31 protein-coding genes are annotated in these 23737 nt (G+C 59.7%); 18 read left to right on the top strand and 13 right to left on the bottom strand.

The genetic code is table 11. The features are described 5' to 3' along the window. The first annotated feature begins 194 nt into the window (after positions 1-194). Entirely contained in the window at positions 195-659 is a 465-nt protein-coding gene (locus tag NKJ01_RS17030) for a DUF2231 domain-containing protein (RefSeq protein WP_352729583.1), read from the top strand. Between the two features lie 119 nt (positions 660-778). Here NKJ01_RS17030 and NKJ01_RS17035 read toward each other — a convergent pair whose 3' ends face one another. Together NKJ01_RS17035 and NKJ01_RS17040 are read right to left on the bottom strand one after the other, a co-directional pair. Then, entirely contained in the window at positions 779-943 is a 165-nt protein-coding gene (locus tag NKJ01_RS17035) for a hypothetical protein (protein WP_352608237.1), read from the bottom strand. 14 nt (positions 944-957) lie between these two features. Further along, positions 958-1350, bottom strand: a complete 393-nt coding sequence (locus NKJ01_RS17040) for a thiamine pyrophosphate-dependent enzyme (protein ID WP_352729586.1) — start codon at positions 1348-1350, stop codon at positions 958-960. Between the two features lie 78 nt (positions 1351-1428). Here NKJ01_RS17040 and NKJ01_RS17045 point away from each other — a divergent pair, with 78 nt between their 5' ends. Next, complete coding sequence (locus NKJ01_RS17045) at positions 1429-2343, top strand: isocitrate lyase/PEP mutase family protein (protein ID WP_352729588.1); 915 nt, start codon at positions 1429-1431, stop codon at positions 2341-2343. 26 nt (positions 2344-2369) lie between these two features. On the opposite strand, the gene NKJ01_RS17050 is transcribed toward NKJ01_RS17045, so the two are convergent. Together NKJ01_RS17050 and NKJ01_RS17055 are read right to left on the bottom strand one after the other, a co-directional pair. Then, positions 2370-2609 (bottom strand): KTSC domain-containing protein, encoded by a 240-nt coding sequence (locus NKJ01_RS17050; RefSeq protein ID WP_502904927.1) that lies wholly within the window; start codon positions 2607-2609, stop codon positions 2370-2372. A gap of 53 nt (positions 2610-2662) precedes the next feature. Continuing rightward, on the bottom strand, positions 2663-3100 hold the full coding sequence (locus NKJ01_RS17055) for a GFA family protein (protein WP_352729590.1): 438 nt from the start codon (positions 3098-3100) through the stop codon (positions 2663-2665). A gap of 373 nt (positions 3101-3473) precedes the next feature. On the opposite strand from NKJ01_RS17055, the gene NKJ01_RS17060 reads away from it, so the two are divergent. Beyond that, complete coding sequence (locus NKJ01_RS17060) at positions 3474-4082, top strand: alpha-ketoglutarate-dependent dioxygenase AlkB (protein ID WP_352729753.1); 609 nt, start codon at positions 3474-3476, stop codon at positions 4080-4082. Between the two features lie 19 nt (positions 4083-4101). On the opposite strand, the gene NKJ01_RS17065 is transcribed toward NKJ01_RS17060, so the two are convergent. Continuing rightward, positions 4102-4245 carry a hypothetical protein gene (locus NKJ01_RS17065; RefSeq protein ID WP_352729592.1) on the bottom strand — a complete coding sequence of 48 codons (144 nt, stop codon included), beginning with the start codon at positions 4243-4245 and terminating at the stop codon, positions 4102-4104. A 733-nt stretch (positions 4246-4978) separates the two neighbouring features. Here NKJ01_RS17065 and NKJ01_RS17070 point away from each other — a divergent pair. The 3 genes from NKJ01_RS17070 to NKJ01_RS17080 all read left to right on the top strand — a co-directional run bounded on the left by NKJ01_RS17070 (position 4979) and on the right by NKJ01_RS17080 (position 7294). Continuing rightward, positions 4979-5596 (top strand): flavodoxin family protein, encoded by a 618-nt coding sequence (locus tag NKJ01_RS17070; RefSeq protein WP_352608223.1) that lies wholly within the window; start codon positions 4979-4981, stop codon positions 5594-5596. A 158-nt stretch (positions 5597-5754) separates the two neighbouring features. Further along, positions 5755-5919 (top strand): DUF3309 family protein, encoded by a 165-nt coding sequence (locus NKJ01_RS17075; protein ID WP_023757858.1) that lies wholly within the window; start codon positions 5755-5757, stop codon positions 5917-5919. Between the two features lie 160 nt (positions 5920-6079). Further along, the gene (locus NKJ01_RS17080) at positions 6080-7294 is read left to right on the top strand and encodes an Nramp family divalent metal transporter (protein ID WP_352729595.1); all 1215 of its coding nucleotides are present in this window, start codon (positions 6080-6082) and stop codon (positions 7292-7294) included. A gap of 36 nt (positions 7295-7330) precedes the next feature. Here the strand turns inward: NKJ01_RS17080 and NKJ01_RS17085 are convergent, their stop codons facing one another. Further along, positions 7331-8044, bottom strand: coding sequence for an MgtC/SapB family protein (locus NKJ01_RS17085; protein WP_032907014.1), 714 nt, complete (start codon positions 8042-8044; stop codon positions 7331-7333). A gap of 124 nt (positions 8045-8168) precedes the next feature. After that, positions 8169-8429, bottom strand: a complete 261-nt coding sequence (locus NKJ01_RS17090) for a hypothetical protein (protein WP_352729597.1) — start codon at positions 8427-8429, stop codon at positions 8169-8171. Positions 8430-8728: 299 nt separating this feature from the next. Between NKJ01_RS17090 and NKJ01_RS17095 the strand changes: the two genes are divergently transcribed. The 4 genes from NKJ01_RS17095 (at position 8729) to NKJ01_RS17110 (ending at position 10613) form a co-directional block, all read left to right on the top strand. Then, on the top strand, positions 8729-8923 hold the full coding sequence (locus tag NKJ01_RS17095; RefSeq protein WP_352486737.1) for a DUF2934 domain-containing protein: 195 nt from the start codon (positions 8729-8731) through the stop codon (positions 8921-8923). Positions 8924-8999: 76 nt separating this feature from the next. Further along, on the top strand, positions 9000-9185 hold the full coding sequence (locus NKJ01_RS17100; RefSeq protein ID WP_352608850.1) for a hypothetical protein: 186 nt from the start codon (positions 9000-9002) through the stop codon (positions 9183-9185). Continuing rightward, entirely contained in the window at positions 9182-10078 is an 897-nt protein-coding gene (locus NKJ01_RS17105) for an alpha/beta fold hydrolase (RefSeq protein ID WP_352729599.1), read from the top strand. The genes NKJ01_RS17100 and NKJ01_RS17105 overlap by 4 nt, the downstream gene beginning before the upstream one ends. Before the next feature lie 124 nt (positions 10079-10202). Further along, positions 10203-10613, top strand: a complete 411-nt coding sequence (locus tag NKJ01_RS17110; RefSeq protein ID WP_023757851.1) for a DUF427 domain-containing protein — start codon at positions 10203-10205, stop codon at positions 10611-10613. A 27-nt stretch (positions 10614-10640) separates the two neighbouring features. On the opposite strand, the gene NKJ01_RS17115 is transcribed toward NKJ01_RS17110, so the two are convergent. Then, entirely contained in the window at positions 10641-11060 is a 420-nt protein-coding gene (locus NKJ01_RS17115) for an HD domain-containing protein (protein WP_023757850.1), read from the bottom strand. A 219-nt stretch (positions 11061-11279) separates the two neighbouring features. Between NKJ01_RS17115 and NKJ01_RS17120 the strand changes: the two genes are divergently transcribed. Together NKJ01_RS17120 and NKJ01_RS17125 are read left to right on the top strand one after the other, a co-directional pair. After that, positions 11280-11888: a cysteine hydrolase family protein gene (locus tag NKJ01_RS17120; protein ID WP_023757849.1), complete on the top strand. Its 609-nt coding sequence runs from the start codon at positions 11280-11282 to the stop codon at positions 11886-11888. A 95-nt stretch (positions 11889-11983) separates the two neighbouring features. Then, the gene (locus NKJ01_RS17125; protein WP_352729602.1) at positions 11984-13246 is read left to right on the top strand and encodes a DUF763 domain-containing protein; all 1263 of its coding nucleotides are present in this window, start codon (positions 11984-11986) and stop codon (positions 13244-13246) included. Positions 13247-13268: 22 nt separating this feature from the next. Here NKJ01_RS17125 and NKJ01_RS17130 read toward each other — a convergent pair whose 3' ends face one another. The 4 genes from NKJ01_RS17130 to NKJ01_RS17145 form a co-directional block, all read right to left on the bottom strand. Further along, the gene (locus tag NKJ01_RS17130) at positions 13269-13712 is read right to left on the bottom strand and encodes a PPC domain-containing DNA-binding protein (protein ID WP_023757848.1); all 444 of its coding nucleotides are present in this window, start codon (positions 13710-13712) and stop codon (positions 13269-13271) included. A 53-nt stretch (positions 13713-13765) separates the two neighbouring features. Continuing rightward, positions 13766-14074 (bottom strand): plasmid stabilization protein, encoded by a 309-nt coding sequence (locus NKJ01_RS17135; RefSeq protein WP_352729604.1) that lies wholly within the window; start codon positions 14072-14074, stop codon positions 13766-13768. Positions 14075-14160: 86 nt separating this feature from the next. Next, positions 14161-15759, bottom strand: coding sequence for a DHA2 family efflux MFS transporter permease subunit (locus NKJ01_RS17140; protein WP_352729606.1), 1599 nt, complete (start codon positions 15757-15759; stop codon positions 14161-14163). Beyond that, a complete protein-coding gene (locus tag NKJ01_RS17145; protein ID WP_352729608.1) occupies positions 15756-16751 on the bottom strand; it encodes an HlyD family secretion protein in 996 nt (331 codons plus the stop codon). Before NKJ01_RS17145 ends, NKJ01_RS17140 begins: the two co-directional genes overlap by 4 nt. A 103-nt stretch (positions 16752-16854) precedes the next feature. Here NKJ01_RS17145 and NKJ01_RS17150 point away from each other — a divergent pair, with 103 nt between their 5' ends. From NKJ01_RS17150 to NKJ01_RS17175, 6 genes are read left to right on the top strand one after another with little or no spacing between them, the layout of a single operon-like run. Continuing rightward, complete coding sequence (locus NKJ01_RS17150) at positions 16855-17445, top strand: hypothetical protein (protein ID WP_352729610.1); 591 nt, start codon at positions 16855-16857, stop codon at positions 17443-17445. Next, on the top strand, positions 17415-18032 hold the full coding sequence (locus NKJ01_RS17155; protein ID WP_352729612.1) for a (2Fe-2S)-binding protein: 618 nt from the start codon (positions 17415-17417) through the stop codon (positions 18030-18032). The genes NKJ01_RS17150 and NKJ01_RS17155 overlap by 31 nt, the downstream gene beginning before the upstream one ends. A 2-nt stretch (positions 18033-18034) precedes the next feature. Then, entirely contained in the window at positions 18035-19057 is a 1023-nt protein-coding gene (locus NKJ01_RS17160; protein ID WP_352729614.1) for an FAD binding domain-containing protein, read from the top strand. A 3-nt stretch (positions 19058-19060) separates the two neighbouring features. Beyond that, entirely contained in the window at positions 19061-21340 is a 2280-nt protein-coding gene (locus NKJ01_RS17165; protein WP_352729616.1) for a xanthine dehydrogenase family protein molybdopterin-binding subunit, read from the top strand. 32 nt (positions 21341-21372) lie between these two features. Further along, positions 21373-21564: a hypothetical protein gene (locus NKJ01_RS17170; protein ID WP_352729618.1), complete on the top strand. Its 192-nt coding sequence runs from the start codon at positions 21373-21375 to the stop codon at positions 21562-21564. After that, positions 21561-21833, top strand: a complete 273-nt coding sequence (locus tag NKJ01_RS17175; RefSeq protein WP_352729619.1) for a RidA family protein — start codon at positions 21561-21563, stop codon at positions 21831-21833. The genes NKJ01_RS17170 and NKJ01_RS17175 overlap by 4 nt, the downstream gene beginning before the upstream one ends. Positions 21834-21879: 46 nt before the next feature. Here the strand turns inward: NKJ01_RS17175 and NKJ01_RS17180 are convergent, their stop codons facing one another. Continuing rightward, positions 21880-23589: an HAD family hydrolase gene (locus NKJ01_RS17180; protein WP_352729621.1), complete on the bottom strand. Its 1710-nt coding sequence runs from the start codon at positions 23587-23589 to the stop codon at positions 21880-21882. Positions 23590-23737: the final 148 nt, after the last annotated feature.

Below are 23737 nucleotides of genomic sequence, written 5' to 3' on the forward strand. Positions count from 1 at the left end.
TGCTCAAGGTAAGTCTTTGTCGCAGAAGCATTTTCCTTGATTCGGAGCCCCGATGCACTTCAACTGTGTGAGATATCCGGGTTAGGCCCCCTAGCCGGCATAGACGGGCATCTTGGTCCTCTATGCGCGCCATCTTGGACATGCACTGCCGCCGGCGTGGACGCGTCGGCGCGACGTCTGTTGGAGGCATCATAATGACCCACAACCCGCGCAGCACAGCCAGCGTCTCCGGCCATCCAATCCATCCCATGTTGATTCCTTTCCCGATCGCGTTTTTTGTTGCCACCTTGGTTTGCGACCTGATCTTCTGGCGAACCGTTAACCCGGGCTGGGTCACCGGTACGCTTTGGCTCCTTGGAGCGGGCCTGATAATGGCCGCCCTGGCAGCCCTTGCCGGCCTCACGGATGTCTTGGGCGATGTTCAAATTCGCAATCTTACAACGGCATGGCTTCATGCAGGTGGAAATGTACTTGTCGTCCTGATCGAACTTTACAACTGGTACTCCCGATACGAGCATGGCGCGGCGGCTGTGGTTCCCACCGGCCTGATCCTCTCGTTGATAGTGGCTCTCATCCTGCTGTTCACAGGCTGGAAGGGATGGGAGATGGTCTATCGGCATCGCGTGGGCGTCGCTGACGGGTCGAACGAGTTGCGCTGAACCGGCGCGTAGCCAAGGTGCCTGTTCGAACTCTCCGAAGGCGCAGTTGGGAAATGTCCGCAGGCAGATGGAGGCGTTAGGACTGGACGGTGGGAGTGCGTTACTTCCTTCTGAGGCGGCTATCCTTCCGCCTTGAAGTTCTTGGCTTCCTTTTCAACCTTCGAACTGTCCTTGCCATGCTTTTGCATGAGGTCCTTGGCCTGTTTCGGCGAAACGTCGGTCGTCTCCGCCAGGCGCAATGCCTTCTTGTCCTTGCTTTCGATCTTCGGTTTCTTGGTAGGCATAGATTCTCGAACTCCTATTGCACTCGCGATTCCAGCCCAATCGGCTTTGCCAGCATTTCGTTGGCCTCGATACGGCACAACGGCGGGACGACGGGGAGGTTCCCCCGAGACTTCTCACAAGTCGGTTGCGGATTTGATTTCCACCGACCATTCACGCCGCCAACGGCGCTCGCAATGTCTCGAAAGTCGGTCGAACAGCAGCGAAGGTGCTCGGCGATTTCGTTGGAGACAGCCAATTCTACATCACCGTTGATGGTGATCTCAAACAGATGCAAACCGCCAACCGCATCGGCGCCAGCAAGTGCATCCGGCAAGACCGCAAGGTCGTTCACTGACGTGAAGCGCCGCCCTTTGACGCCTAACGCATGCACGAGCCCAATGAAATCTGGCGCCTTGAGAACTGCCAACTCCGGCTGAAGTCCTTTGTTCGCCAAAGCTCCTGGAACCTCGATCTATCGATCGCGTTTCCGACTGGAGGTTCGAAAATGGTCCGGCGTCTTTCCTGGAAATCGATGATTGATCATAACGCGCCGCTGGTGTTGCCGTCGGCCGGTGACGCGCTGACGGCCCGGTTGATCGAGCGCGCCGGGTTCCCGGCCTATCAGATCGGTGGCTTCGCTATGGTCGCGGCCATGCACGCGGTGCCCGACATCGATCTCGAACAATTCGGTGAAAAGCACGCCAGGGCGCGTGAAATCGTCGAAGCTTCCGACCTGCCGGTGCTGATCGACGGCGACGACGGCTATGGCGATGTCAAGAATGTGACGCGCACTGTCAGGAGCTACGAGGCGATCGGTGCCTCGGCCCTGTTCATCGAGGACCAGAAGCCACCAAAACGCTGCGGCCACATGCCAGGCAAGGAGGTCGTTGCGTCGGAATTCATGGAGGAAAAGATTCGCGCCGCCGTCGCGGCACGCGACGACCCGAATTTCTTCCTGCTTGCCCGTACCGATGCGCGGCAACCGCACGGGCTGCGCGACGCGATAGAGCGCGGCAAGCGCTATCTCGACGCCGGCGCCGACGGTGTTTACGTCGAGGGGCCGACCAGCGTGGAGGAACTGACACAGGTGGGCGAGGCGTTTAGGGACGTTCCACTGGCCACAAGCATCCTGGAGCGCGGCGGCCAGACCCCTTGGCAATCGCCCACCGAGTTGCATGAAATGGGCTACGACATGATCCTTTATCCGACCACGCTTTTGTTCCGCGCAGTCCATGCCGTGCAGCAGGCGCTCGACGATTTGCGGCAAGGCAAGCCGCTGGCGCCGGAAGCAAGCGTCGACCTCGCCAGCTTTGAGGACATCGTTCGCATATCAGAATGGGCCGGCATCGAGAACCGTTTCATGGGTCAACCTCACGACGGCATGATAAAGAAGATCAAGCAAAAGCTGTCCGGACAGTGACCCCCCGCAAAGCCCCTTAAAGCACTTCATTTCCCGCCTGCCTCCCGTTTCACAAACCGGTGATGTTTGTGCCGGTCGCGAATGAATTCATTGAAGAAGCGGCCTTTGGATGACGCCTTTCTGAAAGCGGCGTAGGTTGCCGGGGGCACGTCCTCGTAATCATAGCGAATACCACTCGGCACGAACCAGACGGAGAGGATCCTGGTCGCGGGGTCGTAGTTCGTGTCGCGGATCACAGTCGACGGCATGTCGGCACCCGTTGTCACTCGGACAAACCCCCTCAGGATTGTCCGGTTCCACGGCGGGAGATGATACTCTGCTATCTGTCACGCGGATTGCCGAATTCCGCATTGCGCTTTCTCGAATACTGATCGATGCGCGGCAGGTCGTCGTCAACATCGACCCAAGGCAGTCGCAGGTCCCAATAGGCATGTGCCTGGGGCCGGAAACGTTCGGGATTATCGAAGAAGCCGATTGTCAGATAAAGCTCATTCGGCAGGCCGTCATCGCTGTACCCTATCGAGGTCCCGCAGTCCGGGCAGAATGTCCTTACGACGCCGCGAGTCCTGGAAAAGGCTTTCGGCGTTCCCTTGAGTAGCCGAAATTGCTCGGGCCGGTAGCCAACCCAGACTGTAAGCGGACTTCCAATGGCCCGCCGGCAATCGTCATCATGATCGTAGCATATCCAGAAAGGCTCACCGTGCATGACAGCGACAACCCCTCCGCAGAAACAGGCGCCGGTCTCAAGTCGCTGCATTGGGAGACCTGGTCGCTGCTGGAGTCCGATGGGAGGGCGGTGGTGATACTGCGAATCCTCGGGCGCCAGCGCTCAGCGCATCGATTGGGCGTTCTGTTGCATTGGGCATGGTCAAGGAAACTCCGATGGACGGTCTTCGAACCGGTGAACCCGAAGTTGGTTCCAAGCACGCCAACTCCAGCTTGGTAGAAAACTCAACCGTCTTGCGGCCGCTCTGTTCCACTGGACAACACAGGTGACGTCGCTCGGAGTGCGCGCCGACACCGCCGGGAACCGCGAGGATCGACGTAGCCCAAACCGCTGACTACCCGGATGAATGGTGTTGGAAACAATCTGGAGGTTGCGGGATGGATTCGTTTCACCATCTAAGGACATGTCGTCGCTGAAAACCAGGACTACCGATTCCGTGCGCCAAGCCGATCTCTTCGATGCTGCCGACGATCTTCAGCAGGGATTTTTCTATCAGCCCGACTTGATCACGCCGGAAGAAGAAACCGAACTCGCCCGGCAACTGCAAATCCTGCCATTCCAGGCATTTGATTTTCATGGCCATCTGGCAAACCGGCGTGTCATCGGTTTCGGCTTGCGCTACGATTACGACCGACGTGAAGTCGTGGAGGCGCCCGCGATACCTGATTTTCTACTGCCTCTGCGCAAGAAGGTCGCGGCCTTTGCAGGCCGGCCTGCCGAAGCTTTCGAGCAGGTGTTGGTCAACGAGTACCAGCATGGCGCTGGTATCGGCTGGCATCGCGACAAGCCACACTTCGAAGATGTGGCCGGCGTTTCGCTGCTGGCGCCGTGCAGTTTCCGCCTCCGGCGAAAGAATGGCACCAGATGGGATCGACGGACCATCGTCGTCGAGCCAAGGTCGGCCTATCTCATGACCGGTCCATCGCGCACGGAATGGGAGCACAGCATCCCACCGCTTGCGGAGCACCGTTATTCAATCACCTTGCGGACATTGCGCCCTCGAAATCCCTGATGCCTCGCGCACTGGCTTTTCAGAATCGCGGGAGGTTTGTTTGAAGCAGAAGTCCAGCTTTCAGCAAGGTGAAGAATCCGATGGCCAGTTCACAGTCAATGATGGTGGTCGCCAGGCGCCCGATCCACCAGACGCCGATGGCGGTTGCTAACGCCTGTTTCATCGGACGCTGACCTATCCAGCCAACCAGGCAACGCGGAATTGGACCATCTTGCCCGAAAACTGGAAGCTGCTCCGGCGCCAGTGGGAATATTCGCATGCAATCGCCGCCGGGCTCAATGCCTTGGCGTTGCTGATGCTTTTCATGTCGGCGCTTCGCACCGTACCGCGCTAAAGCACCAAGTCATTCTGGTCTTGTGTTCCCCTACGAAAAGCCCCACCGGCGCTGGGCCGGTGGGGCATAGTCCGAAAAGCCGACGCGATGGCTTTCCCGTCGCTGGAGTAAGGCGACTGCGACCTCAACACTCAAGGAAAGCCTAAGTTCCATTGTTTGCTAATATATCGTCGCGTGAAGCCCGATTGCTTCATCTATCTCGGTGCAAAATCCGTCAGCGCTTTCACGAATGGCTCCGGCGCCTCGATAGGCAGAAACTCACCGCAATTGGTGATCACCTGGCCATGCAGGTTCTTCGCGCCTGACAGCATCAAACCCTCGAGATAGTCGTCGATCGACCCGAAGTCCGCGTCACCCCGGATGGCGAAAAAAGAGGATTTCGCGCGACGGAAAAGACATGGCTCCGCAGCCGGCCAGCGGTCTGCATGCCGTGTCCGTCAGCGGAACAAGGATTTACCCTTGGCGTTAAATGCCAAGCGATCCCGCAACAAGTTGCATTAACGCGCCGCCGCGTGGCAGTCGCGGCGACTGCAGCTGGCTGGAATAATGCAGGAGATCTGACATGCCACTTAAAGCCTTCGCCCTCAATTGCTCGCTTAAAGCTTCGAATGACAGAGAGAAATCCTCCACAGATCGGCTGCTTGCCGATGTTCTGGCGGCGCTGGTGCCATACGGCGTCAAAGGCGAAATCGTCCGTTCCGTCGACCACGGTATCAAGGCAGGTGTGCTTTCCGATATGGGCGAGGGCGATGATTGGCCGGAACTCAGGAAGAAAATAATGGCGGCCGACATCTTCGTGCTCGGCCTACCAATCTGGCTCGGCCAGCCCTCGAGCGTCGCCAAGCGCGTTCTAGAGCGAATGGATGCGTTTTTGGAGGAGACCGATGACAAAGGGCGCATGCCGGCAGCAGGAAAGGTGGCTTTGGTGGCCATCGTCGGCAACGAGGATGGGGCGCACCACTGCCACGCGGAATGTTTTCAAGCATTGAACGACGTCGGCTTCACCATTCCCGCCAACAGCGGGGTCTATTGGGTTGGCGAAGCCATGGAGGATGTCAACTATGTCGATTTGCCGGAAACACCGGAAAAGGTCTCTGGCACTATCGAAATGGCCGCTTCCAACGCCGCCCACCTCGCTGGATTGTTGAAAGGCCAAGGCTATCCAGGCGTCACGGGATGAGTTTGGTCACGGCATGTTGAAACTGCCGATGACCGACATGTCAGAGCCAGTGGACCCCCGGGAACTGGAAGGCTGGTGGCGAGTTCATATCCTCAGCAGGCGGCCGCCGGTGGCTTCGGACGGCGGGAAGCTGCAAACAGGAGAGGAGAGGAAACGTCATGAGTCTCGGCACCATCCTCATCATCATTCTAATTCTTGCATTGCTTGGCGGCTTTAGTGGACTTGGCGGCGGGCCATTCTACGGCACCGGCTATTATGGTGGCGGCGGCCTCGGTCTGGTGCTGCTTATTGTTATTATTCTAGTCGTGCTCGGGCGCATTTAGCGTCACCTGACCCGAATGTTCGGCTCGTCGCTTCTGAGCGAGCGGCGGGCTTTGTAATGCTTGACGCAAAACGACAGCGAAGGAGAGAGCGCTGAACGCCAATGCTTCCGGTGGGGTGAGGGCGCCAAAATCGCGGCTTCGCACCGTCTTCGGGCCGGGCTTGATAACCGGAGCCTCCGACGATGATCCGAGCGGCATTGCCACCTATTCACAGGCTGGCGCGCAACTTGGCTACGGACTGGCGTGGACGATGTTGTTCAGTTATCCGCTGATGTCTGTCATTCAGGAAATCAGTGCGCGCATTGGCCGGACCACCGGCCGGGGCATTGCCGGCAACATGCGGGTCTACTATCCAGACTGGCTTCTGCAGGCGATTGTTTGTCTTCTTCTCATCGCCAACACCATCAACATCGGCGCCGACCTTGGTGCCATGGCCGATGCGTTGCGGCTAATCGTTGGCGGTCCGCAACTCCTCTACGTCGCACTTTTTGCGGGCATATCTGTGGTTCTTGAGATATTTCTAAAGTACAGCAGCTACGTCTCGATCCTGAAATGGCTGACCGTTTCGCTGTTTGCCTATTTCGGCACGATCCTGTTCGTGCACGTGCCATGGGCAGAAGTCGCGCGCGGACTATTCATCCCGACATTGTCGCCAGACCCGCAATTCTGGACCACGGTCGTGGCCATTTTCGGCACCACCATCAGCCCTTATCTGTTCTTCTGGCAAGCCTCGCAGGAGGTTGAAGAAGAAAAAGCCAGTCGACGCAAGCCTCTGAAAAAGGCACCGCGGCGGTCAACCCACGCCATCAAGCGCATCCGGCTGGATACTTATGTTGGAATGGCATTCTCGAATCTGGTTGCCCTTGCCATCATAATAACCGCAGGCGCCACTCTGCATGTCAGGGGCATCACCGACATAACATCCTCGAGCCAGGCCGCGGAAGCGCTGAAGCCCGTCGCCGGCCAGTTCGCGTCGATGATTTTTGCCCTCGGCATAATCGGAACCGGGCTCCTGGCAATTCCGGTCCTTGCGGGGTCGGCTGGTTATGCGCTTGGCGAGGCGCGCAAATGGCCGATCGGGTTGGAGCGCAAGCCGCTGCAGGCAAAAGCGTTCTACGCGGCGATCGCTCTGGCGACGCTCCTTGGTGCGTGTCTCGACTTTACACCTGTCAACCCGATCAAAGCCCTCTACTGGAGCGCGGTGGTCAACGGCGTGGTCGCGGTCCCGGTGATGGTGGTGATGATGCTGATGACGGCGCGACGCGATGTGATGGGGAATGCCGTTGTCCCATTGGCCATGCGCCTGGTGGGCTGGGCAGCGACAGGCATCATGGCGCTGGCGGCCGCGGTCATGATTTTCCAATTGTTCTATTAGCAGGCGTTCATGTTAGGCAGGACAATCGCAATGTGGTCAGTGCGCCGGCTCGCTGACGAGACTGAATTTCTTGACTTCGCAGTGCTGGTCCAAGAGCGAAAGCAAATCTGTCGGCGGGCCGCCACGGTCCGGTCGCGTCCAGGCGATTTCAAATGAGAAGACGGGATCCTGGTGATCCGGGCGCTCCATGCCAACCAAGCGTGCCCGGTAACCCAGCGGCTTGACGAGTTCGCCGAGATCGCTCGTCTTTCCCTCCCTCCAGGCGATATCGAGTTCGGCGTGATGGTCGCGGGGAATGCGCACGTCGATCCATTTCAGCACGAGAAGTGTCAACAAGGTCAGCGCCGTCCCAGCCAACCCCAAACCGTACTGACCGCCGCCGAACGCCAGCCCGATCGCAGTCATCACCCACAATGTGGCGGCCGTCGTGACCCCGCTGACAAGATTGCCGCGGCGAAGAATGGCGCCGCCGCCGATAAAGCCGACACCGGTCAGCACGCCAAGCGGAAAGCGCAACACGTCCATGGAGGCAAAGGAACCGGGAGTTTTGCCGACGACTCCCAGCAGCAGATTTGCCTGAGACATTGTGAGAGCGGCGGCCAGACCGACCAGAATGGTTGTCCGCAGCCCTGCCGCGTGGCCGCGCGCTTCGCGATCCAATCCTATCAGCGCGCCGGCAAGCACAGTGAAAACCAACCGTGCCGCTATATCTTGCCAATCCGGACTAAGGGGCATCGCAATGACCTGCATTCGAACCCTCGTGGGCACTCAATCCGCGGTCGCACGTTAGGTTCCCGACGCCATCTTGCCGGCGAGCCGCGCGATCAATTGGCAGATGAGATACGGCGCCGGGTCAGCCCAGCGAGCAATGGATTTAGGGGCGCGGATGGCGAACCGGAATCTGCACCACATTTTCCGATCCAGGCAGGTCGAACGCCATGGCCAAGCGGCGGACGGAGGCCATTTCCACGATCAGTTCTTCGATCGAGAGGTCCGGCAAACCTGTCTTCACCCTCTGCCTTACCCTGGCTGCAAGTTCATGAACCCTGACGGGGACGAAAAGCGGACTGTCGTCCAGGAGGTGGCTGATTTCGATCACCACGTCGGCGTCGATGTCTTTCGGCAATTCCCGCATGGGCGTCACCTTGATCTCGAAATGACAGTCACGTCTTTCGATCCGCGGCGATCAGGGCACTGCCCATCAGCCGATGGCGGAGGCTAGGGTACAGAGCGCAGATCAACAGCCGGATACATAAAACCGTCAGCGCTGGCATGTCACGAAAAAACGTCGGTACGGCAATAACCAAGTGCTTGTGCACGCAATCCACATGCGTCTTGTTTGAAACGCAGCGCCCGCAGTGGCTCTCTCCCCGGCAGAGAGGAACAAAAAATATCGTCCCGAATTGAGATTGATAGATTGGAGGATCGAATGTCATGGACAACAGGGAAGAGCGCATCAAACGGCGCGCCTATGAAATCTGGGAGCGCGAGGGCCGTCCGACTGGGCGCGAGCAGGAGCACTGGGATCAAGCCGTACAGGAGATAGAGGGAGAAGGTCCGGAGACTGAACGCGGCCCCGCAGTGCCTGATCCGACAGTCGGCGCCGGCTCAAAAAGCTCGAAGGACTGAAGGCTGGCCCGAGCGCCCGCTAAGGCAACCAAATTCGCCGAGCCTCGTTTGTCGATATCAGCCAGAGGAGGTTTCGATGAAGAAATCCTTGTCGCTTCTGGTGTTTGCTGCTGCTCTTACGCTTGGCGCCTGTGATAACAGCACCGAACCGACGAAAGCCAACACCGACACTATCGACAAGAACCCGCAGGTTGACCAGGATGCCAGGTCCAAGTCGACGACTGGCGGCGACCAGCCGGTTAAAGCGCCGGAGAGTAAATGAACCCCGTCTTATCTTGCGATACGCCACTGCTGCGCATCGCCTATCTCGGTGGCGGGCCAGAAAATGGTGCCCCCGTTATCCTGTTGCACGGTTGGCCGGACGACGCGACCACTTACGCGCGCATTTCGCCGGTCCTTCATGAGGCCGGATTTCGGACGTTTTCGCCTTGGCTGCGAGGCTTTGGACGGACATCGTTCCTGTCGAATGAAACCATGCGATCCGGCGAAATTGCCGCAATGGCGCGGGATGTACTCGACTTTGCCGACGCGCTTGGCCTCAGCCGTTTTGCGGTCGTAGGGCACGACTGGGGAGCTCGGATCTCTTACCTCTTGGCCTCGATTTTTCCCGATCGCATCAGGTGCTGTGCTGCGCTGTCGCTTGGCTGGCAACCCGGCAAGCCCGCAACGCCAGCGCCCGAACAGGCGAAAGCATTTTGGTATCAATGGTTCATGGCAACAGGGCGGGGCGCCGAGTTCGTGCGAAAGAACCGCAAGGAACTCGCCAGATTCCTATGGGACAGCTGGAGCCCATTGGGCTGGTTCGACGATGCCATTTTCGATGAAGTGGCTGTATCCTTCGAAAATCCGGATTGGCCCGATGTGACATTGCATTCCTATCGGGTTCGCTGGGGTGAGGCGGAGCCCGATCTCCGCTACGCGGAACTGGCCCGCCGGCAAACATCGGTCAAGATCATCACTGTGCCGACCTTGACGCTTCATGGTGGCGACGACCGTGTTGTGCTGACCGCATCGTCGGAAGGCCTGGAGGAGCACTTCACTGCGCCCTACAAACGAGTGGTCCTGGATGCAGTCGGGCACTTTCCGACACGTGAGGCCCCACAAGAGGTTTCGCGACTGTTGACGAGCTTTCTCGACAGTTACGGCAGGCGATAAGCCTTTGGCTCGCCGGTCTCGGCTCATCGGACAGGCTGGAACCTGATGCATCGCCGCGCATTTCGTCTCCATGGATGGCGGACCGGAACGCCGTCGCGGTCAATGGCAGCCACGGAGAATTCGAATGCAAACCTCAGGCGCAACTTCAGAGCACCATCATCGCCCACTAACCATAGAACCGTTTGCCGGCACGGTAACAGTGCGATTCTCCGACGCGATAGTCGCAGCCACGGAGCGCGCGAAGGTACTCAGGGAAGAGGGACATGAACCGGTGTTCTATATCCCTTTCGAGGACATCTATTTCGACCTTTTCGAAAAGACAAACACGACAAGCAGCTCACCTTCGAAGGGAACCGCTAGTTATTGGCGTGTCCATGCAGTTGGTGGCGCGGCCGATGATTTCATGTGGGCATACGAGACGCCGGATCCCGCAGCGCGGGCCATTGCACGTCACGGCGCATTCGATCCGAAAAAGGCACGCATCGATATCGACCCGGTGGAGGACGAACGGCACACGCCACATGTCATGGAATAGTATCGTTGAACCTCTGGCAGGCATTTGCTAGCGCTCGGAGAATTCCTCGTCGAGGATGCGCAAGGCTTCTTCGTATTTGGCTGTCGAGGCCCCAATTTGCCGTGACTGCCAGATGTTGTCTTCGAGGTCAGCGCGTTTTACCGGCAGCGCCAGCGGATTCGATGCAGCCCGCCGCACGAACATGAAATAGTCCTCGCCGTCTCTGCGCGACATGGCATCGACCGCAGAAGCAATCGACGGTCCAAAGCCGGTCTCTTCCAGCTTGGCTCGAGACCAGCCTTCGCCTTTTTCCAGGACATCATGCAGATAGGCGACGACTTTCTGATCCATAGTCTCGACAGCGTCGACGACACGTCGGCAATGCTCGATATAGGGCCGACCGGTCTTGTCGCGCTGCGCGGCGTGAACCTCTTCCGCAATCTTGGCCGCTCGATAGAAAATGCTCATCGTCGCTGTCCCGGCCGCTTGTCGAAATGCTGATAAATGGCAGCCATCGGAATTTCTTGTGAGTTCATCTCCAAGTCGGATCCATGAGGCGAAAACGCCGATGGCTGATGTCGGTTCCTGTAGCGATTGGGAACGAGTGCCGGCACGGGACGTTCTGATCCATGCCTCCGACGGCAAGGGAAGCCTCATGAAAGAATCCGACCGGGTACGGATCGCCTGATGTCGATGCCGGGTTTGACCTATGGGCCTCTGGGCGACCGCTGCATGCATGTCTGCGTCGACATGCAGCGGCTGTTTGCCGAGCCGTCACAGTGGGCAACCCCATGGATCACTCGCGTCCTCCCTCGCATTGAGAGCCTGGTCGACAAGAAGGCGCAGCAGACGGTCTTTACGCGCTTCCTGCCTGCCCAAAAGCGGGGGCAGGGGGTCGGCACATGGAAGCGCTACTACGAGCGCTGGGCCTCGATGACGATCGAAAGCATCGGCGACGAAATGATCGAACTGTTGCCGGTGTTGGCCGCTCACTGTCCGCCGGCGGCCGTCATCGACAAGCACATTTACTCGCCCTGGTTCGAAGGTCGGCTCAGGCGTTTTCTGACGGAGCGCGATATCGATACGCTGGTCGTCACTGGCGGCGAAACCGATGTATGCGTCCTCGCCACGGTGCTCGGAGCAATCGATTATGGCTATCGCGTGGTTCTCGTCACGGACGCGCTTTGCAGCTCTTCCGATGCGACGCATGACGCGCTGCTGACCGTTTATCACCAACGATTTGCGCAGCAGGTCGAGACGGTAGAGATGGAGGTGGTTCTCTCTCACTGGACTTGATGTCGCCGGCGTTCAGCCGGACAGAAGCATCGGGTGCTTCTTCGTGCGATCTGGGATACCTATCTGTCGAGGAAACGGCAGGCATAGGAACGGACGTGGCGCAACGATCGGGAAGTGCTGATCTTCCACTTCATGGTGGACGCGTGCCGAAATGGCTTGGCGATCGCATGACGCGCCTGGGCGCCGTGATGTGCGAGGCCATCATCCATCAGTACGGCCGCAACGAGTTGCTGCGCCGGTTGGCGCATCCGTTCTGGTTTCAATCGTTTGGCGCCGTCATGGGCATGGACTGGCACTCGTCCGGCATCACGACCAGCGTCGTCGGCGCCCTGAAGCGCGGTCTGACGCCGCTCTCCGGCGAACTTGGCATTCATGTCTGCGGCGGCCGCGGCACCCATTCGCGCAAAACTCCGCATGAACTCGCAATTATTGGGGAGCGCGTCGGCTTCGACGGAGCAGGTTTGGCAACCGTGAGTCGGCTTGTTGCGAAGGTGGACAGCGCGGCCGTTCAGGACGGTTTCGACCTTTATCTGCACGGGTTCATCGTCACCGATGACGGCGATTGGGTCGTGGTCCAGCAAGGCATGAACGGCGACAGCAAGGTGGCGCGCCGCTATCATTGGCTGTCCGAAGGTTTGAAGAGTTTCGTCGATCAGCCGCACACGGCCATCGAAGGCGCCAACCAAGGCGAGATCGTCAATCTGACCGACCGGCGCGCCGAAGCTTCGCGCCGCGGACAGTTGGATCTGTTGCAGGATCTCGGTCCGGATCGCATCCTCAAGGAGTTCGCCGCATTGGAGCGCGGCACGGCACCGGCACCGCAACAGCTGTTGCTGCCGCATCTGATCATGCCAGCTCATCACGATGTGCGCGAAAGCGATGTCATCATGCGTCGGCTGCATGGAAACATGGCGGCCGCTGCCGAACGCGGCCCCGAGGATTTTTCCGAGCTCCTTTTGGTACCAGGTGTTGGTGCGCGCACGGTGCGCGCACTGGCCCTTGTCGCCGAAGTGGTGCATGGCGCGCCGTGCCGTTTTTCCGATCCTGGCCGGTTCTCTCTGGCGCATGGCGGCAAGGACAGGCATCCATTCCCGGTACCTCTGAAAGTCTATGACGAGACCATCGGTGTGCTGAAGTCCGCCGTGCAAAAGGCGAAACTCGGTCATGAAGACGAAATCGGCGCCTTGAAGCGGTTGGACGACCAGTCGCGGCAGGTCGAGCGATACGTCACCGGCCCCAGCCTGAAGGAAATTGTCAGCGAAGAGTTCGACCGGTCGCATCTGCTCGGCGGTCGCAGCGTCTTTGGCTGGGAAGTTGCGCCAGACAAGATGCCCGCAGATACGAACAGGAAAGCGTGACAAGATCTCGCGAATTTGGGCGTCAGGCGTCCAGATCGATCAAAGCGACGCCGAGTTCAGGATGCTTGCGACGGCGAAGGTGGCCGGGCGCTTCCACAAGAGTAATTTCGAGCGTTGGCCGGACGATGCCGCCAAGCAGATGTCCACCCCGGGTGGTGCCGTCGCTCAATCCGAGCACTGCGTGGACGTGAAGGCTGGGCTTGCCATCGTCGCCGAGCGCTACGTCGCCGATCGCGCTCAGGACCTCGCATTGCTCGTCGATCGGGATTCTGCGATAGGTCCTCGCATTCGGATCAAACCAGCCCACGGTCGCGCTTTCGAAAGCCCCGATGGCGGTCAAGGACGCACTGCCGACTTTCTGGTCGACCGCAAAGGCGGTCAGCGCGGCGAACGCTTCTTCGCCGGGGTCGAGCACCACGACGAATGTCCTTTGTCCGCTGATCTCGTTGACGCGCTGCGATTTCATGCACGTACTCCCATCGCCTTGGGCCTTGTCAGCCTGAATGGGCTTCGTCCAGGTCAATGAACGTGGTGTTCGGCATTCCGCTTGCGTGTTGCTGCAGCCGATTCCGATCGGCTTGCGGCCGATCGTGATGCGGATGCCGTGCCGCCGCTTTTGCCGCCCTTGTGCGCCGCAGGATGGCCGGTATGTTTGCCGCGTCCGGATCCGCCTTCTTTCTTGCCGCCGCCATCATCCTTGTTGACGGTCGCCCATGCCCGCCTTTCGGCTTCCTGCCCGGAAACCCCGCGCTTCTCATAACCTTCCGCAATATGATCGGCTTTGCGTTCCTGCTTGTCGGTGTATTTCGATTTTTCGCCTCGTGGCACGACTGTTCTCCCTGTTCTGTAAAGTCTGAACGGAGAGCCAGCGAGAGAGTTCCAATCGAAAAATCGCAACATGGAGGCAAGACTAGCTATCGCCTGTCGGGCTTCGGGTTTGACGACCGCAACAGCAAGGCGAGGGGAACGAACAGGGCCGTCACGATTGCGCAGTACCGAAACACGTCGATATAGGCGAGCAATGAAGCCTGACGCGCGATCAATTGTCCGAGCCAACCGATCGCCTGCTGCTTCGCTTCGACCATCGGTGAGCCCTGAGCGACGAAGTGCTCGGTTACCTGACGCAGCATCTGTTGATAGCTTGGTGAGGATTGCACGGTGTGGCCGACAAGATTTGCCTGATGCAGTTGCGCGTTCTGGGCGATCACCGTGTTGGACAGCGACACGCCGATGCTGCCGCCGATGTTGCGGGCAACGTTGATCAGCGCCGACGCTTGGTTTGTTTGCTGCGGAGCGAGACCGACGTAAGCCGCCGTCGAAATCGGGATGAACAGGAACGGCAGGCCGATCATCAGGAAGATGCGCGCAAAGGCAAAGAAGCGGAAGCTGGCATCCGGAGTGAGCGACGTCATGTGCCACAGGGCGAGCACCACAACGGACATGCCCATCATGATCAAATATTTGGGCTGAACGATGCCTGCGGCAAATCCGGAAATCGGCATCAGCATCAGCATGGCAATGCCGCCGGGCATCATCGAGAGGCCCGACAGGGTCGCCGTGTAGTCGAAGGCGGTCTGTTGCAGCTGTGGCATCAACTGCGTCGTGCTGAACAGCACGGCGCCGACTGCCATCATCACCAGGAATGACATACCGAACTGGCGGCTGAACAGCAGGCGGATGTCGACGATTGGATCGCGGTGGCGGAATTCCCAAGGGATGAGCAGCAGGAACGAGATCGCTGAAATCACTGCGGAAGTCGTGATGAAACCCGATGCGAACCAGTCGTTGCGCTGACCTTCGTCGAGGAAGATTTCCAGGGAGCCAAGTGCGGTGGCGACCAGGAAGAACCCAACCCAGTCTATTCTGAGGCCGCCCTTCAACCGCTCCTGGCGCTCGCGTTCGAGCACGTCCGGTTCGACGACCAGCCACTGCACCAAAGCCAGCGACATGATGCCGAACGGCACGTTGATGAAGAAAATCCAGTGCCAGGAGAAATGGTCGGTCAGCCAGCCGCCGATGGTCGGCCCGACCGTCGGTGCGACGATCACGGCTATGCCGTAGAGGGCAAAAGCCTGGGAACGTTTTTCGGGCGGAAACGTGTCGGCAAGGATGGACTGTTCACTCGGCGCCATGCCGCCGCCGCCGAGGCCCTGCAAGATCCTGAACAGGATGAGCATTTGCAGATTGGGCGCGAGGCCGCAAAGCAGCGATGCGATGGTGAAGGTCGCGACGCAAAGCATGTAGTAGCGCTTCCGTCCGATCACGCTGGCCAGCCAGCCGCTGATCGGTATGATCACAGAATTCGCGACCAAGTAGGTGGTGATCACCCACGTGCTTTCGTCCATCCCGGCCGCCAGGCTACCGGCGATGTTTCGTAGCGCTACGTTGGCGATCGAGGTATCGAGCACCAGCATGAAGGTCGCGATGGAGACGACGATAGCGATCAGCCATGGATTGCGCCCACCGGCGGCGGACCGGCTTTCGCTATGGTCGCTGACCATTTCGTCGCTCATCGCACCTTGACCGCCGGCACCACCGACAGGCCCGGGCCTAGCAGCACGCCAGGTGGTTTGTCGAAGACGATCTTCACCGGCACGCGTTGCACCACCTTGACGAAATTGCCGGTGGCGTTTTCTGCCGGCAGCAGGCTGAAGGCGGTGCCGCTGCCCGCCTGGATGCTGTCGACGCGGCCATGGAAGGATCTTTCCGGATAGTCGTCGATGTCGATTTCGACCGGCTGCCCCGGCCGCATCAGATCGAGCTGGGTTTCCTTGAAGTTGGCCTTCACCCAAACCTCGTCGGGAACAAACATCATCAGCACCTGGCCGGGTTGGGCATAGGAACCGTTGGCAACCGAGATGCTGGTTGCTCGTCCGGAAACCGGTGCCGTGATGGTGGTGCGGGACAGTGTTGTGCGCGCTTGGTCCTGGCTCGCCTTGGCCTGATCGAGTTTGGCTTCGGCGCTCTTGACCTGTGCCTGCAAGACAACGACCTGGCTCTTCGCGGCAGCCACGTTGGCCACAGCACTATCGAGAGCAGCCTGATCCTGGCGCAGCGTCGACGCTGCCTGCTGTGCCTGCTGTTGGGTTGCTGTGCCCTTGGCCAGAAGGTCACGGTTGCGCTGGTCCTCGGCCTTGGCGAAATCGAGTGCCGCCTGGGCCTGCGCCATCTGCTTCTGCGCTGCATCGACCTTTGCGTTTTGAGCTTCAATCTGAGCCTCCATCTCGACGATGTCGGCTTGCGCCGAGGTCACGCCGGCATCGGCTTGCTTGAGGCCGGCCTGATAGTCGCTGTCATCGATGCGCAACAGGACGTCGCCCGCCTTGACCGGTTGGTTGTCGGTCACGGCCAGGTCGGTGATACGTCCCGATATCTCGGCGCCGATGGTTACCGTGCGGGCGTCGATGAAGGCATCGTCCGTCCATTCATATTGGCGTGCGTTCAGCCACCACATGGTCATTCCCCCGGCGGCCAGCGACAGCACGATCAGGATTGTAATGGACATGTAAGGGTGCCGCCGCGGGAAGCTTTGGAGGCTGGGCTTTTGATTATCCGCCCCCTTGTCCCGCGCTTCGCGCTCCGGAGTGTCGGGCTGCGCCGCATCGCCCTTGCGTTTTGCCGACGCATCCGATCTGGCCTTGCTCGAAGCCCCGCGCGGATCTCTGGTTTTGTCTGGTTCTTTGGTTTCGGTTTTCGCGTCCACGGGAGAACTCTCAAGCAAAGGCGCCCGACCGCTTTTTTCGGGTCAACGGCAGCTGTTCACAAAAGTTCCTGACGAACTGGCCAGCGAGACATTGGCATTTTTCGGGGATTGCAGCCGAAGCCATTCAGCCGACAGCGAATCTCACTACCGCTATGAGGATCACAATACCGACGAGGCCTGCGACGAAGATGATACGGCGTGTGCGGGTCCGCAGGATGATCTCACCTTGCCGCGCCTGTTCAGCCGAAAAGACAGGGCCTTCTTTCTGATCGCTGCGTCGATCGCTCTGGTCACTGCTCATGCTCGTCTCCTTCGTTGGAGCCTGACGAAGACAACCACCGCGTTGCTGGTGAAGTTCCACGTGACCGCCCCGCAAAAGAAGCGATCACAGCGATGTGAGGACGGAACTTTGTTACCCGCGAGCAGTTTGGTCCGCTTGAGACCTCAGCCAGTTGGAAACCAGCCATGTCTAATTCCACAAATCCCGGCGGCCTGAGCAGACGCACCTTTATGACGGGCTCTGTTTCGGCAGCAGCGGCAATGCCCCTCATAGCCACGTCGACGAAAGCCGCCGAGCCGCCGACCGCCAAAGCGGCCGAGCCGCGCGATCTGTCGACGATTTCGATGCGGATCAACAAGCAGGCCTACAACCTCGCGCTCGACAATCGCACGAGCCTGCTCGACGCACTGCGCGATCATGTTGGCCTGGCCGGCACCAAGAAAGGTTGCGATCATGGTCAGTGCGGAGCCTGCACCGTTCTTGTCGATGGGAAGCGGGTGCTCTCCTGCCTGAGCTTCGCCGTCATGAACCAAGGCCGCGAGGTCACGACCGTGGAAGGCCTGGCTTCAGCTAACGGAGAACTGCATCCGGTGCAGCAGGCCTTTGTCGACCATGATGCCTTTCAATGCGGCTACTGCACGCCGGGCCAGATCATGTCCGCCATCGGCTGCATCGACGAAGGCCATGCCGGGTCGGACAATGACATCCGCGAGTATATGAGCGGAAATCTCTGCCGGTGCGCGGCCTATCCCAACATCGTTGCGGCAATCATCCAGGCGCGTGACGAGATCAGGAGGGCCTAGAAATGCGTCCTTTCGTCTATGAAAGACCAACGAGCGTTTCGGTGGCGATCGCCATGGCTTCCCACGTCGACGCCAGGCATGTTGCGCCAACACAGGCCAACACCCAATTCATCGCTGGCGGCACCAATCTGGCCGACCATATGAAGCTTGGCGTCGCGCAGCCTGTGCGACTGCTCGACCTCAACACTCTTGCCGAGCCTGCCCTGCGGCAGATCAGGGTAACCGATGACACCATCCGGTTCGGTGCGCTGGTCCGGATGGGAGAAGCAGCTGACAACAATGACGTCAAGCATAGGTGTCCGCTCCTTGCCGATGGCCTGAAATTTGCCGCCAGCGGCCAGCTTCGCAATATGGCGAGCCTTGCCGGCAATGTGCTGCAGCGCACTCGATGCGAGTATTTTCGTGAAACCTCCTGGGCTTGCAACAAGCGTGAGCCCGGTTCCGGCTGTGCCGCGATGGAAGGGTTCAACCGCCAGCATGCCGTGCTCGGCACCAGCGATGCCTGCATCGCTACCTATCATGGCGATTTCGCACAGGCCCTGATTGCGCTCGATGCGGTCGTGGAAGTGGAGGGACGGCATGGTCCGCGCAAGATCCCTTTCGCCAGACTGCATCGGCTTCCCGGCGACACGCCCGACATCGAGACGGATCTGGCCGCCGATGAAGTCATCGTCGCCATCGATGTTCCGCTCGAAGCATGGAGCCGCCGCTCGCGCTACCTGAAGATACGCGATCGCGAATCTTATGCGTTCGCGCTCGCCTCCGCCGCCGTTGCGCTGGACATGGACGGAGACACCGTCAGACAAGCGCGCATAGCGCTAGGCGGGGTCGCGACCGTGCCATGGCGGGCGAGGGCGGCGGAGGCCGCGCTTCAAGGCAAGGTGATGGAAGAAGATGTGGCCGAAAAGGCTGCCGACGCCGCTTTTGCCGATGCCAAACCGCGCGAACACAATGCGTTCAAGGTGCCGCTCGGAAAGCGCACCCTGGTGCGCGCGCTGCTCGAAACTCGCGACATGAAGGTCTGAGCCATGAACCAAGCCGCGCCAGTTCCAAAAGAAAACCAAGGCGAACCGGTTGTCCGCATAGACGGCAGATTGAAAGTTACCGGGCAGGCCAGCTATCCGGCCGACATCGCCACAGCCAATGTTGCATATGGTGCCCTTGCAACCAGCAGCATCGCTAGAGGCAAGGTTTCCAAACTCCACACGGATGACGCCAGGGCCGTGCCCGGAGTGCTGGATATCGTAACCTATGGCGACATGGACAAGACCGATAGGCCGAAATTTGGCAACACCGGTGCAAGCTCCATCGCACCCTTGCATGACAGGACGATTTTCCACGACGGCCAGATCATCGCGCTGGTTGTCGCCGAGACATTCGAGGCGGCGGAGGAAGCGGCAATGTTGATCAGCGCCGACTATGAAGACCAACCTTCCAGCGCCAGCTTCGATTCCAAAGGGGTGGAGACAGAGGCCGCAGCGGGGAAGAGCCCGATATTCAAGGAGGATGTCAAAGCTGGCGACTTCGACGCCGCCTATGCATCCGCTGCCGTCAAGATCGACCAGAAATACTCGACGCCGACCCAGCATCACAATCCGATCGAACTGTTTTCGACCACGGCGATGTGGCAAGGCGATCAACTCACTGTCCATGAGCCAAGCCAGAATGTCACCGGCTGGAAAATCGAACTCGCCCGGCAGTTGAAGATCGATCCCGCCAATGTGCGGATTGTCAGCCCTTATGTCGGCGGCGCCTTCGGCTCCAAGGGACCGATGACCGCTCGCGCGGCAATTGTCGCGATTGCCGCGCGTCGTGTCGGACGGCCGGTGCGCTGCGTCGTCAGCCGTATGCAGGCATTCAACACCCAGACCTATCGCGCCGAGACGCGGCATCGAATCCGCATAGGCGCCGACAAGGACGGCCGCATAATGGCGTTCGGACATGAGGGCTGGGAGGTGACATCACGCCCTGACTCTTATGTCGTCGGCGGCACGTCAGCCACCGGCCGCATGTACAACTATGGTTCGGTGCTCACCAACGTCTCGCTCGTCCATGCCGATCGCAACACACCGGGCTACATGCGCTCGCCGCCCGAGACGCCCTATGTCTACGCGCTCGAAAACGCCATGGACGAAATGGCCATCGCGCTCGGTATGGATCCCGTCGAGTTTCGGCGTGTCAACGAGCCCGGGAAAGAACCTATCGGCGGCAAGCCATTCTCCAGCCGGTCGCTGGTCAAATGCTACGAACAGGCGGCGGAAGCCTTCGGCTGGTCGAAGCGCGATGCCGCGGTCGGGTCGATGCGCGATGGCGACTGGCTGATCGGCATGGGTTGCGCAACCGCCATCTATCCAACCGCCAGCGCGCCATGCGCCGCCCGTGTCCGCCTGACCGCCGATGGCCAGGTTCGCGTTCAGTGCGGCTCGCATGAGATCGGCACCGGTGTGCGTACCGTGGCAGGGCAGGCGGCGGCCGAACGTCTGGGGATAGGGATGGACAAGGTCAGCGTCGAAATGGGCGACAGTGCACTGCCGCCGGCGCCGGTCTCGGGCGGCTCGATTTCGACTGCGAGCGTTTGCTCTGCGGTTCTGAAGGCCTGTGATGCCGTGCGCGGAAAACTTTTCGCGGCAGCCGTTGCTGGAGACGGGCCATTGGCTGGTTCCGGCAATGCCAAACTGGAAATGGAGCAAGAGAAGATCGTGGCAAGCGGCGGCAAATCCGCCAAGCTGTCGGATGTCTTCAAGGCGATGCAGGTCGGTGCCATAGAGGAATATGCGGAATTTGCACCAAGGGGTTCGACGCCGGAGGCGCTGAAGAAACTCTATGCCGGGCAGGCGGAATTCCACGGTGGCGATCAGGACGAGGACTCAGTGAAATATGCCTTTGGCGCCGAGTTCGTCGAAGTCCGCATCAACAGTTACACACGCGAAATCCGCGTGCCGCGCATTGTCGGTGCCTTTGCCGCGGGGCGTATCATGAACACGCGCACCGCGCGCAGCCAACTGATGGGTGGCATGATCTGGGGTATTGGCCAGGCCCTTCACGAGGCAACGGAAATCGATCGGCGCAACGCCCGCTATGTCAATCGTGACCTGCAAGATTATCTGGTGCCGGTCAACGCGGACATCAAACAGGTCGACGTCATCCTTGTTCCGGAGGTAGATCTGGACGTCAATCCAGCCGGCGTCAAAGGATTGGGGGAACTCGGCAATGTCGGGACGGCGGCCGCTGTCGCGAGCGCCGTGTATCACGCCACTGGCAAGCGCATTCGAGATCTACCGATTAGAATAGATGATTTGATCGCCTGATGATCAGGGGCGCGACGGCGTCGAACAGGACCATGGAACTCGTAACCCATAAGAAATTCAAGAACGGCCGGTTGATGCCGTGGGGAAAAGGTACGGTCGTTACCGGAGCAAAGGGATTTGTCTACTTTGCGGAAACACGGCAACCGCCGACGATTACGATCCAGCCGGCAAAAGGGGAGGTGGCTTCGCTGGCGATGCGGCGGCACAGTGGCGCGAAGTTTTGACGAACATCAAATCAGATCTGGAGGAACTCGGCAGCGCGCTCGACTATCTCATCCGGCTGACCTTCTTCATCAAGGGGCCATTTCCCGATGGCGGCGTTCTGAGTTCTCCCAATTTTCGCCTCGACGTGCTGGACCAGTTCTTTGCCGAGCATTGCCCGAAACACTGTAGCTACAACAATCCGCCACCCTCGGAGGTGATCGGGGTTGCGGCGCTTGCGCAAGCCGACATCGTTGTTGAAATCGTCGCGGTCGCCGCGTTGCCGGACTGAGAAGAGTTTCCGCGTACAGAACCAATAGCGCCGGCGTCGTTCCGCCTCATTCCGGCGCCGTGGCGGGCGCCGTATATCGCCGCCGAACCGCGTCGAGTACGCGCTTGCGGCTTTCCTCGGCTGTAAGCGTTTCGTCCTTTTCCGCCTCGGCTGTTTCGCGTGCCAGGTCCTTGTCTCTGATCTGTTGGCGGAACCATTTGGAATAGTCGCCGGCGCGCAGGTGAAACTCCCAGGTCTTGTCGTCTATGCCCTCGGCCATCTGGGCGAAAATCATCAGATTGTGGGCCCTGAGATTCATCGCATCGTCGGGGCCATGGAAATAGAAACTGCCCGCCTCATCGAGTTGCCCCTCGGCATATTTGCGGCTGTGCCGCTTGAGCGACTGGCGTGGCTCGATCACCTTGACCATGGCGAATTTCTTGCGTTTCTGCGGCCGCCAGAACAACACGCGCTCGCCCTTGGGCGAGGAGATCTCCTTAGGCGGCTCGATGCCGGTCACTTTGCAGAAGACCTTCACGACGTCCTTCGCCTTGGGGCCAAGCGCAATGATGGCTGTCACCAGGCGCAAGGCGTCGGTCGAGATCGCTTCCGGGTGAACGGTGATCAAGATCGTGCCAGGCAATTCCAATGACAGGACTGCCCGCGTATCGTCGCGCCGCTTGGGCAGGAGATGGTGTGCTTCGTCGATCAGGAGCCAATGCGGTCTCGCTGTGCGACGGCGGAAACTGCCGAGGCCAGGCAGCAGGTCGGCAAAGAAATCCGGTCGCTCATTGACGCGCAGGGACAACCCGTTGACGACGATATTGCTTTCGGCCTTGGCGATAAGATCCAGCACTTGCGCCTTTGTCGGCGCGCTGGAGCCGTCTCCCAGCCGAACGGCGCCTTCGAGACCGTCATAGTCGCCCTCGGGATCGAAGACGCAGAACTGAAACCGGCTCTCGATGAAGCGTTCAGTCAGCGCGGTGGCCAAAGTGGATTTGCCGATGCCCGAACTGCCGGCAATGAGGACAGTATCGGTCGGCGACAAATAAATCTCGTCGCCGCCGGCCGATCCGAGAACGATGCCGTCATGGCGCCTCGGCACGATCTCATGGTCGCGCTTGATCAATCTGTCGGTCAGTTCCTCCACGCCCTTCCCACGAGCGCCACGCATGACCAGATCGGCTGTGGCCTTGACAGCGGGAATTGCGTTATCGACGGCGACGCTACAGCCGCACGCCTGCAGGAAGGCATGGTCATTCTCGGCGTCGCCGACGCCCACCACATTGTGTGGCGAAAGCCGAAGATCCTGAAGTGCCGCAGCCAGTCCGGTGGCCTTGTTGATGCCGCTCGGCAGGATCATCACCGCGCCTTTGTTGAAGATGATTTCCAGCTCCAACCCCAGTTCCTTGATGACCTCGAGCACGGTGGCGTGATGGGGTTCCCAGGTTGCGACGATCGACCGCCCGACCGAAAGCGGCTTGACGCCCTGCTTCTTCAACCTGGCAACGAATTTGGGTTCCGGCGGCGGCGAAATCACCCGTTCTTCCTCACTGGCGGGCGTGTAGATCAGCGCTCCATTCTCGGCGATGACCTTGTCGAAAAGGCCGATTTCGGAAAAAACGTGCTTCAAATCGGGCAGTTCGCGCCCGGTGACGAGAAGCAGCTTGCGGCCGCTTTTCTTGAACCGTTCAAGGGCAGCGAGGGTCTTCCTGGAGACTGTCCCGTCATGAGCCAGCGTGCCATCGTAGTCCGTCGCCAACGCAATGAAATACATTCTGCCGACCTTTCACCGTTCCGGTTTGCATTCCGGTTAGAACGTGTGATCGACACAAAGGCTCCCATCGGACGCGGATCGCGGCGTTTCGAAAAAGGAGTAACGGTTTCGCCCCGGAGACCAGGAACTCCTCCGGTACCGGCACGTT

Origin of the sequence: Mesorhizobium sp. M0276, assembly GCF_040321755.1 — a bacterium.
GTDB lineage: Bacteria > Pseudomonadota > Alphaproteobacteria > Rhizobiales > Rhizobiaceae > Mesorhizobium.

Excerpts from the sequence above, each read along its gene's own strand:
- NKJ01_RS17030 (WP_352729583.1), top strand. The coding sequence starts at position 195 with ATGACCCACAACCCGCGCAGCACAGCCAGCGTCTCCGGCCATCCAATC.
- NKJ01_RS17035 (WP_352608237.1), bottom strand. The coding sequence starts at position 943 with ATGCCTACCAAGAAACCGAAGATCGAAAGCAAGGACAAGAAGGCATTG.
- NKJ01_RS17045 (WP_352729588.1), top strand. The coding sequence starts at position 1,429 with ATGGTCCGGCGTCTTTCCTGGAAATCGATGATTGATCATAACGCGCCG.
- NKJ01_RS17055 (WP_352729590.1), bottom strand. The coding sequence starts at position 3,100 with ATGCAGCGACTTGAGACCGGCGCCTGTTTCTGCGGAGGGGTTGTCGCT.
- NKJ01_RS17060 (WP_352729753.1), top strand. The coding sequence starts at position 3,474 with ATGTCGTCGCTGAAAACCAGGACTACCGATTCCGTGCGCCAAGCCGAT.
- NKJ01_RS17065 (WP_352729592.1), bottom strand. The coding sequence starts at position 4,245 with ATGAAACAGGCGTTAGCAACCGCCATCGGCGTCTGGTGGATCGGGCGC.
- NKJ01_RS17070 (WP_352608223.1), top strand. The coding sequence starts at position 4,979 with ATGCCACTTAAAGCCTTCGCCCTCAATTGCTCGCTTAAAGCTTCGAAT.
- NKJ01_RS17075 (WP_023757858.1), top strand. The coding sequence starts at position 5,755 with ATGAGTCTCGGCACCATCCTCATCATCATTCTAATTCTTGCATTGCTT.
- NKJ01_RS17085 (WP_032907014.1), bottom strand. The coding sequence starts at position 8,044 with ATGCAGGTCATTGCGATGCCCCTTAGTCCGGATTGGCAAGATATAGCG.
- NKJ01_RS17090 (WP_352729597.1), bottom strand. The coding sequence starts at position 8,429 with ATGCGGGAATTGCCGAAAGACATCGACGCCGACGTGGTGATCGAAATC.
- NKJ01_RS17095 (WP_352486737.1), top strand. The coding sequence starts at position 8,729 with ATGGACAACAGGGAAGAGCGCATCAAACGGCGCGCCTATGAAATCTGG.
- NKJ01_RS17100 (WP_352608850.1), top strand. The coding sequence starts at position 9,000 with ATGAAGAAATCCTTGTCGCTTCTGGTGTTTGCTGCTGCTCTTACGCTT.
- NKJ01_RS17105 (WP_352729599.1), top strand. The coding sequence starts at position 9,182 with ATGAACCCCGTCTTATCTTGCGATACGCCACTGCTGCGCATCGCCTAT.
- NKJ01_RS17110 (WP_023757851.1), top strand. The coding sequence starts at position 10,203 with ATGCAAACCTCAGGCGCAACTTCAGAGCACCATCATCGCCCACTAACC.
- NKJ01_RS17115 (WP_023757850.1), bottom strand. The coding sequence starts at position 11,060 with ATGAGCATTTTCTATCGAGCGGCCAAGATTGCGGAAGAGGTTCACGCC.
- NKJ01_RS17120 (WP_023757849.1), top strand. The coding sequence starts at position 11,280 with ATGTCGATGCCGGGTTTGACCTATGGGCCTCTGGGCGACCGCTGCATG.
- NKJ01_RS17130 (WP_023757848.1), bottom strand. The coding sequence starts at position 13,712 with ATGAAATCGCAGCGCGTCAACGAGATCAGCGGACAAAGGACATTCGTC.
- NKJ01_RS17140 (WP_352729606.1), bottom strand. The coding sequence starts at position 15,759 with ATGAGCGACGAAATGGTCAGCGACCATAGCGAAAGCCGGTCCGCCGCC.
- NKJ01_RS17145 (WP_352729608.1), bottom strand. The coding sequence starts at position 16,751 with ATGTCCATTACAATCCTGATCGTGCTGTCGCTGGCCGCCGGGGGAATG.
- NKJ01_RS17155 (WP_352729612.1), top strand. The coding sequence starts at position 17,415 with ATGTCTAATTCCACAAATCCCGGCGGCCTGAGCAGACGCACCTTTATG.
- NKJ01_RS17160 (WP_352729614.1), top strand. The coding sequence starts at position 18,035 with ATGCGTCCTTTCGTCTATGAAAGACCAACGAGCGTTTCGGTGGCGATC.
- NKJ01_RS17165 (WP_352729616.1), top strand. The coding sequence starts at position 19,061 with ATGAACCAAGCCGCGCCAGTTCCAAAAGAAAACCAAGGCGAACCGGTT.
- NKJ01_RS17170 (WP_352729618.1), top strand. The coding sequence starts at position 21,373 with ATGGAACTCGTAACCCATAAGAAATTCAAGAACGGCCGGTTGATGCCG.
- NKJ01_RS17180 (WP_352729621.1), bottom strand. The coding sequence starts at position 23,589 with ATGTATTTCATTGCGTTGGCGACGGACTACGATGGCACGCTGGCTCAT.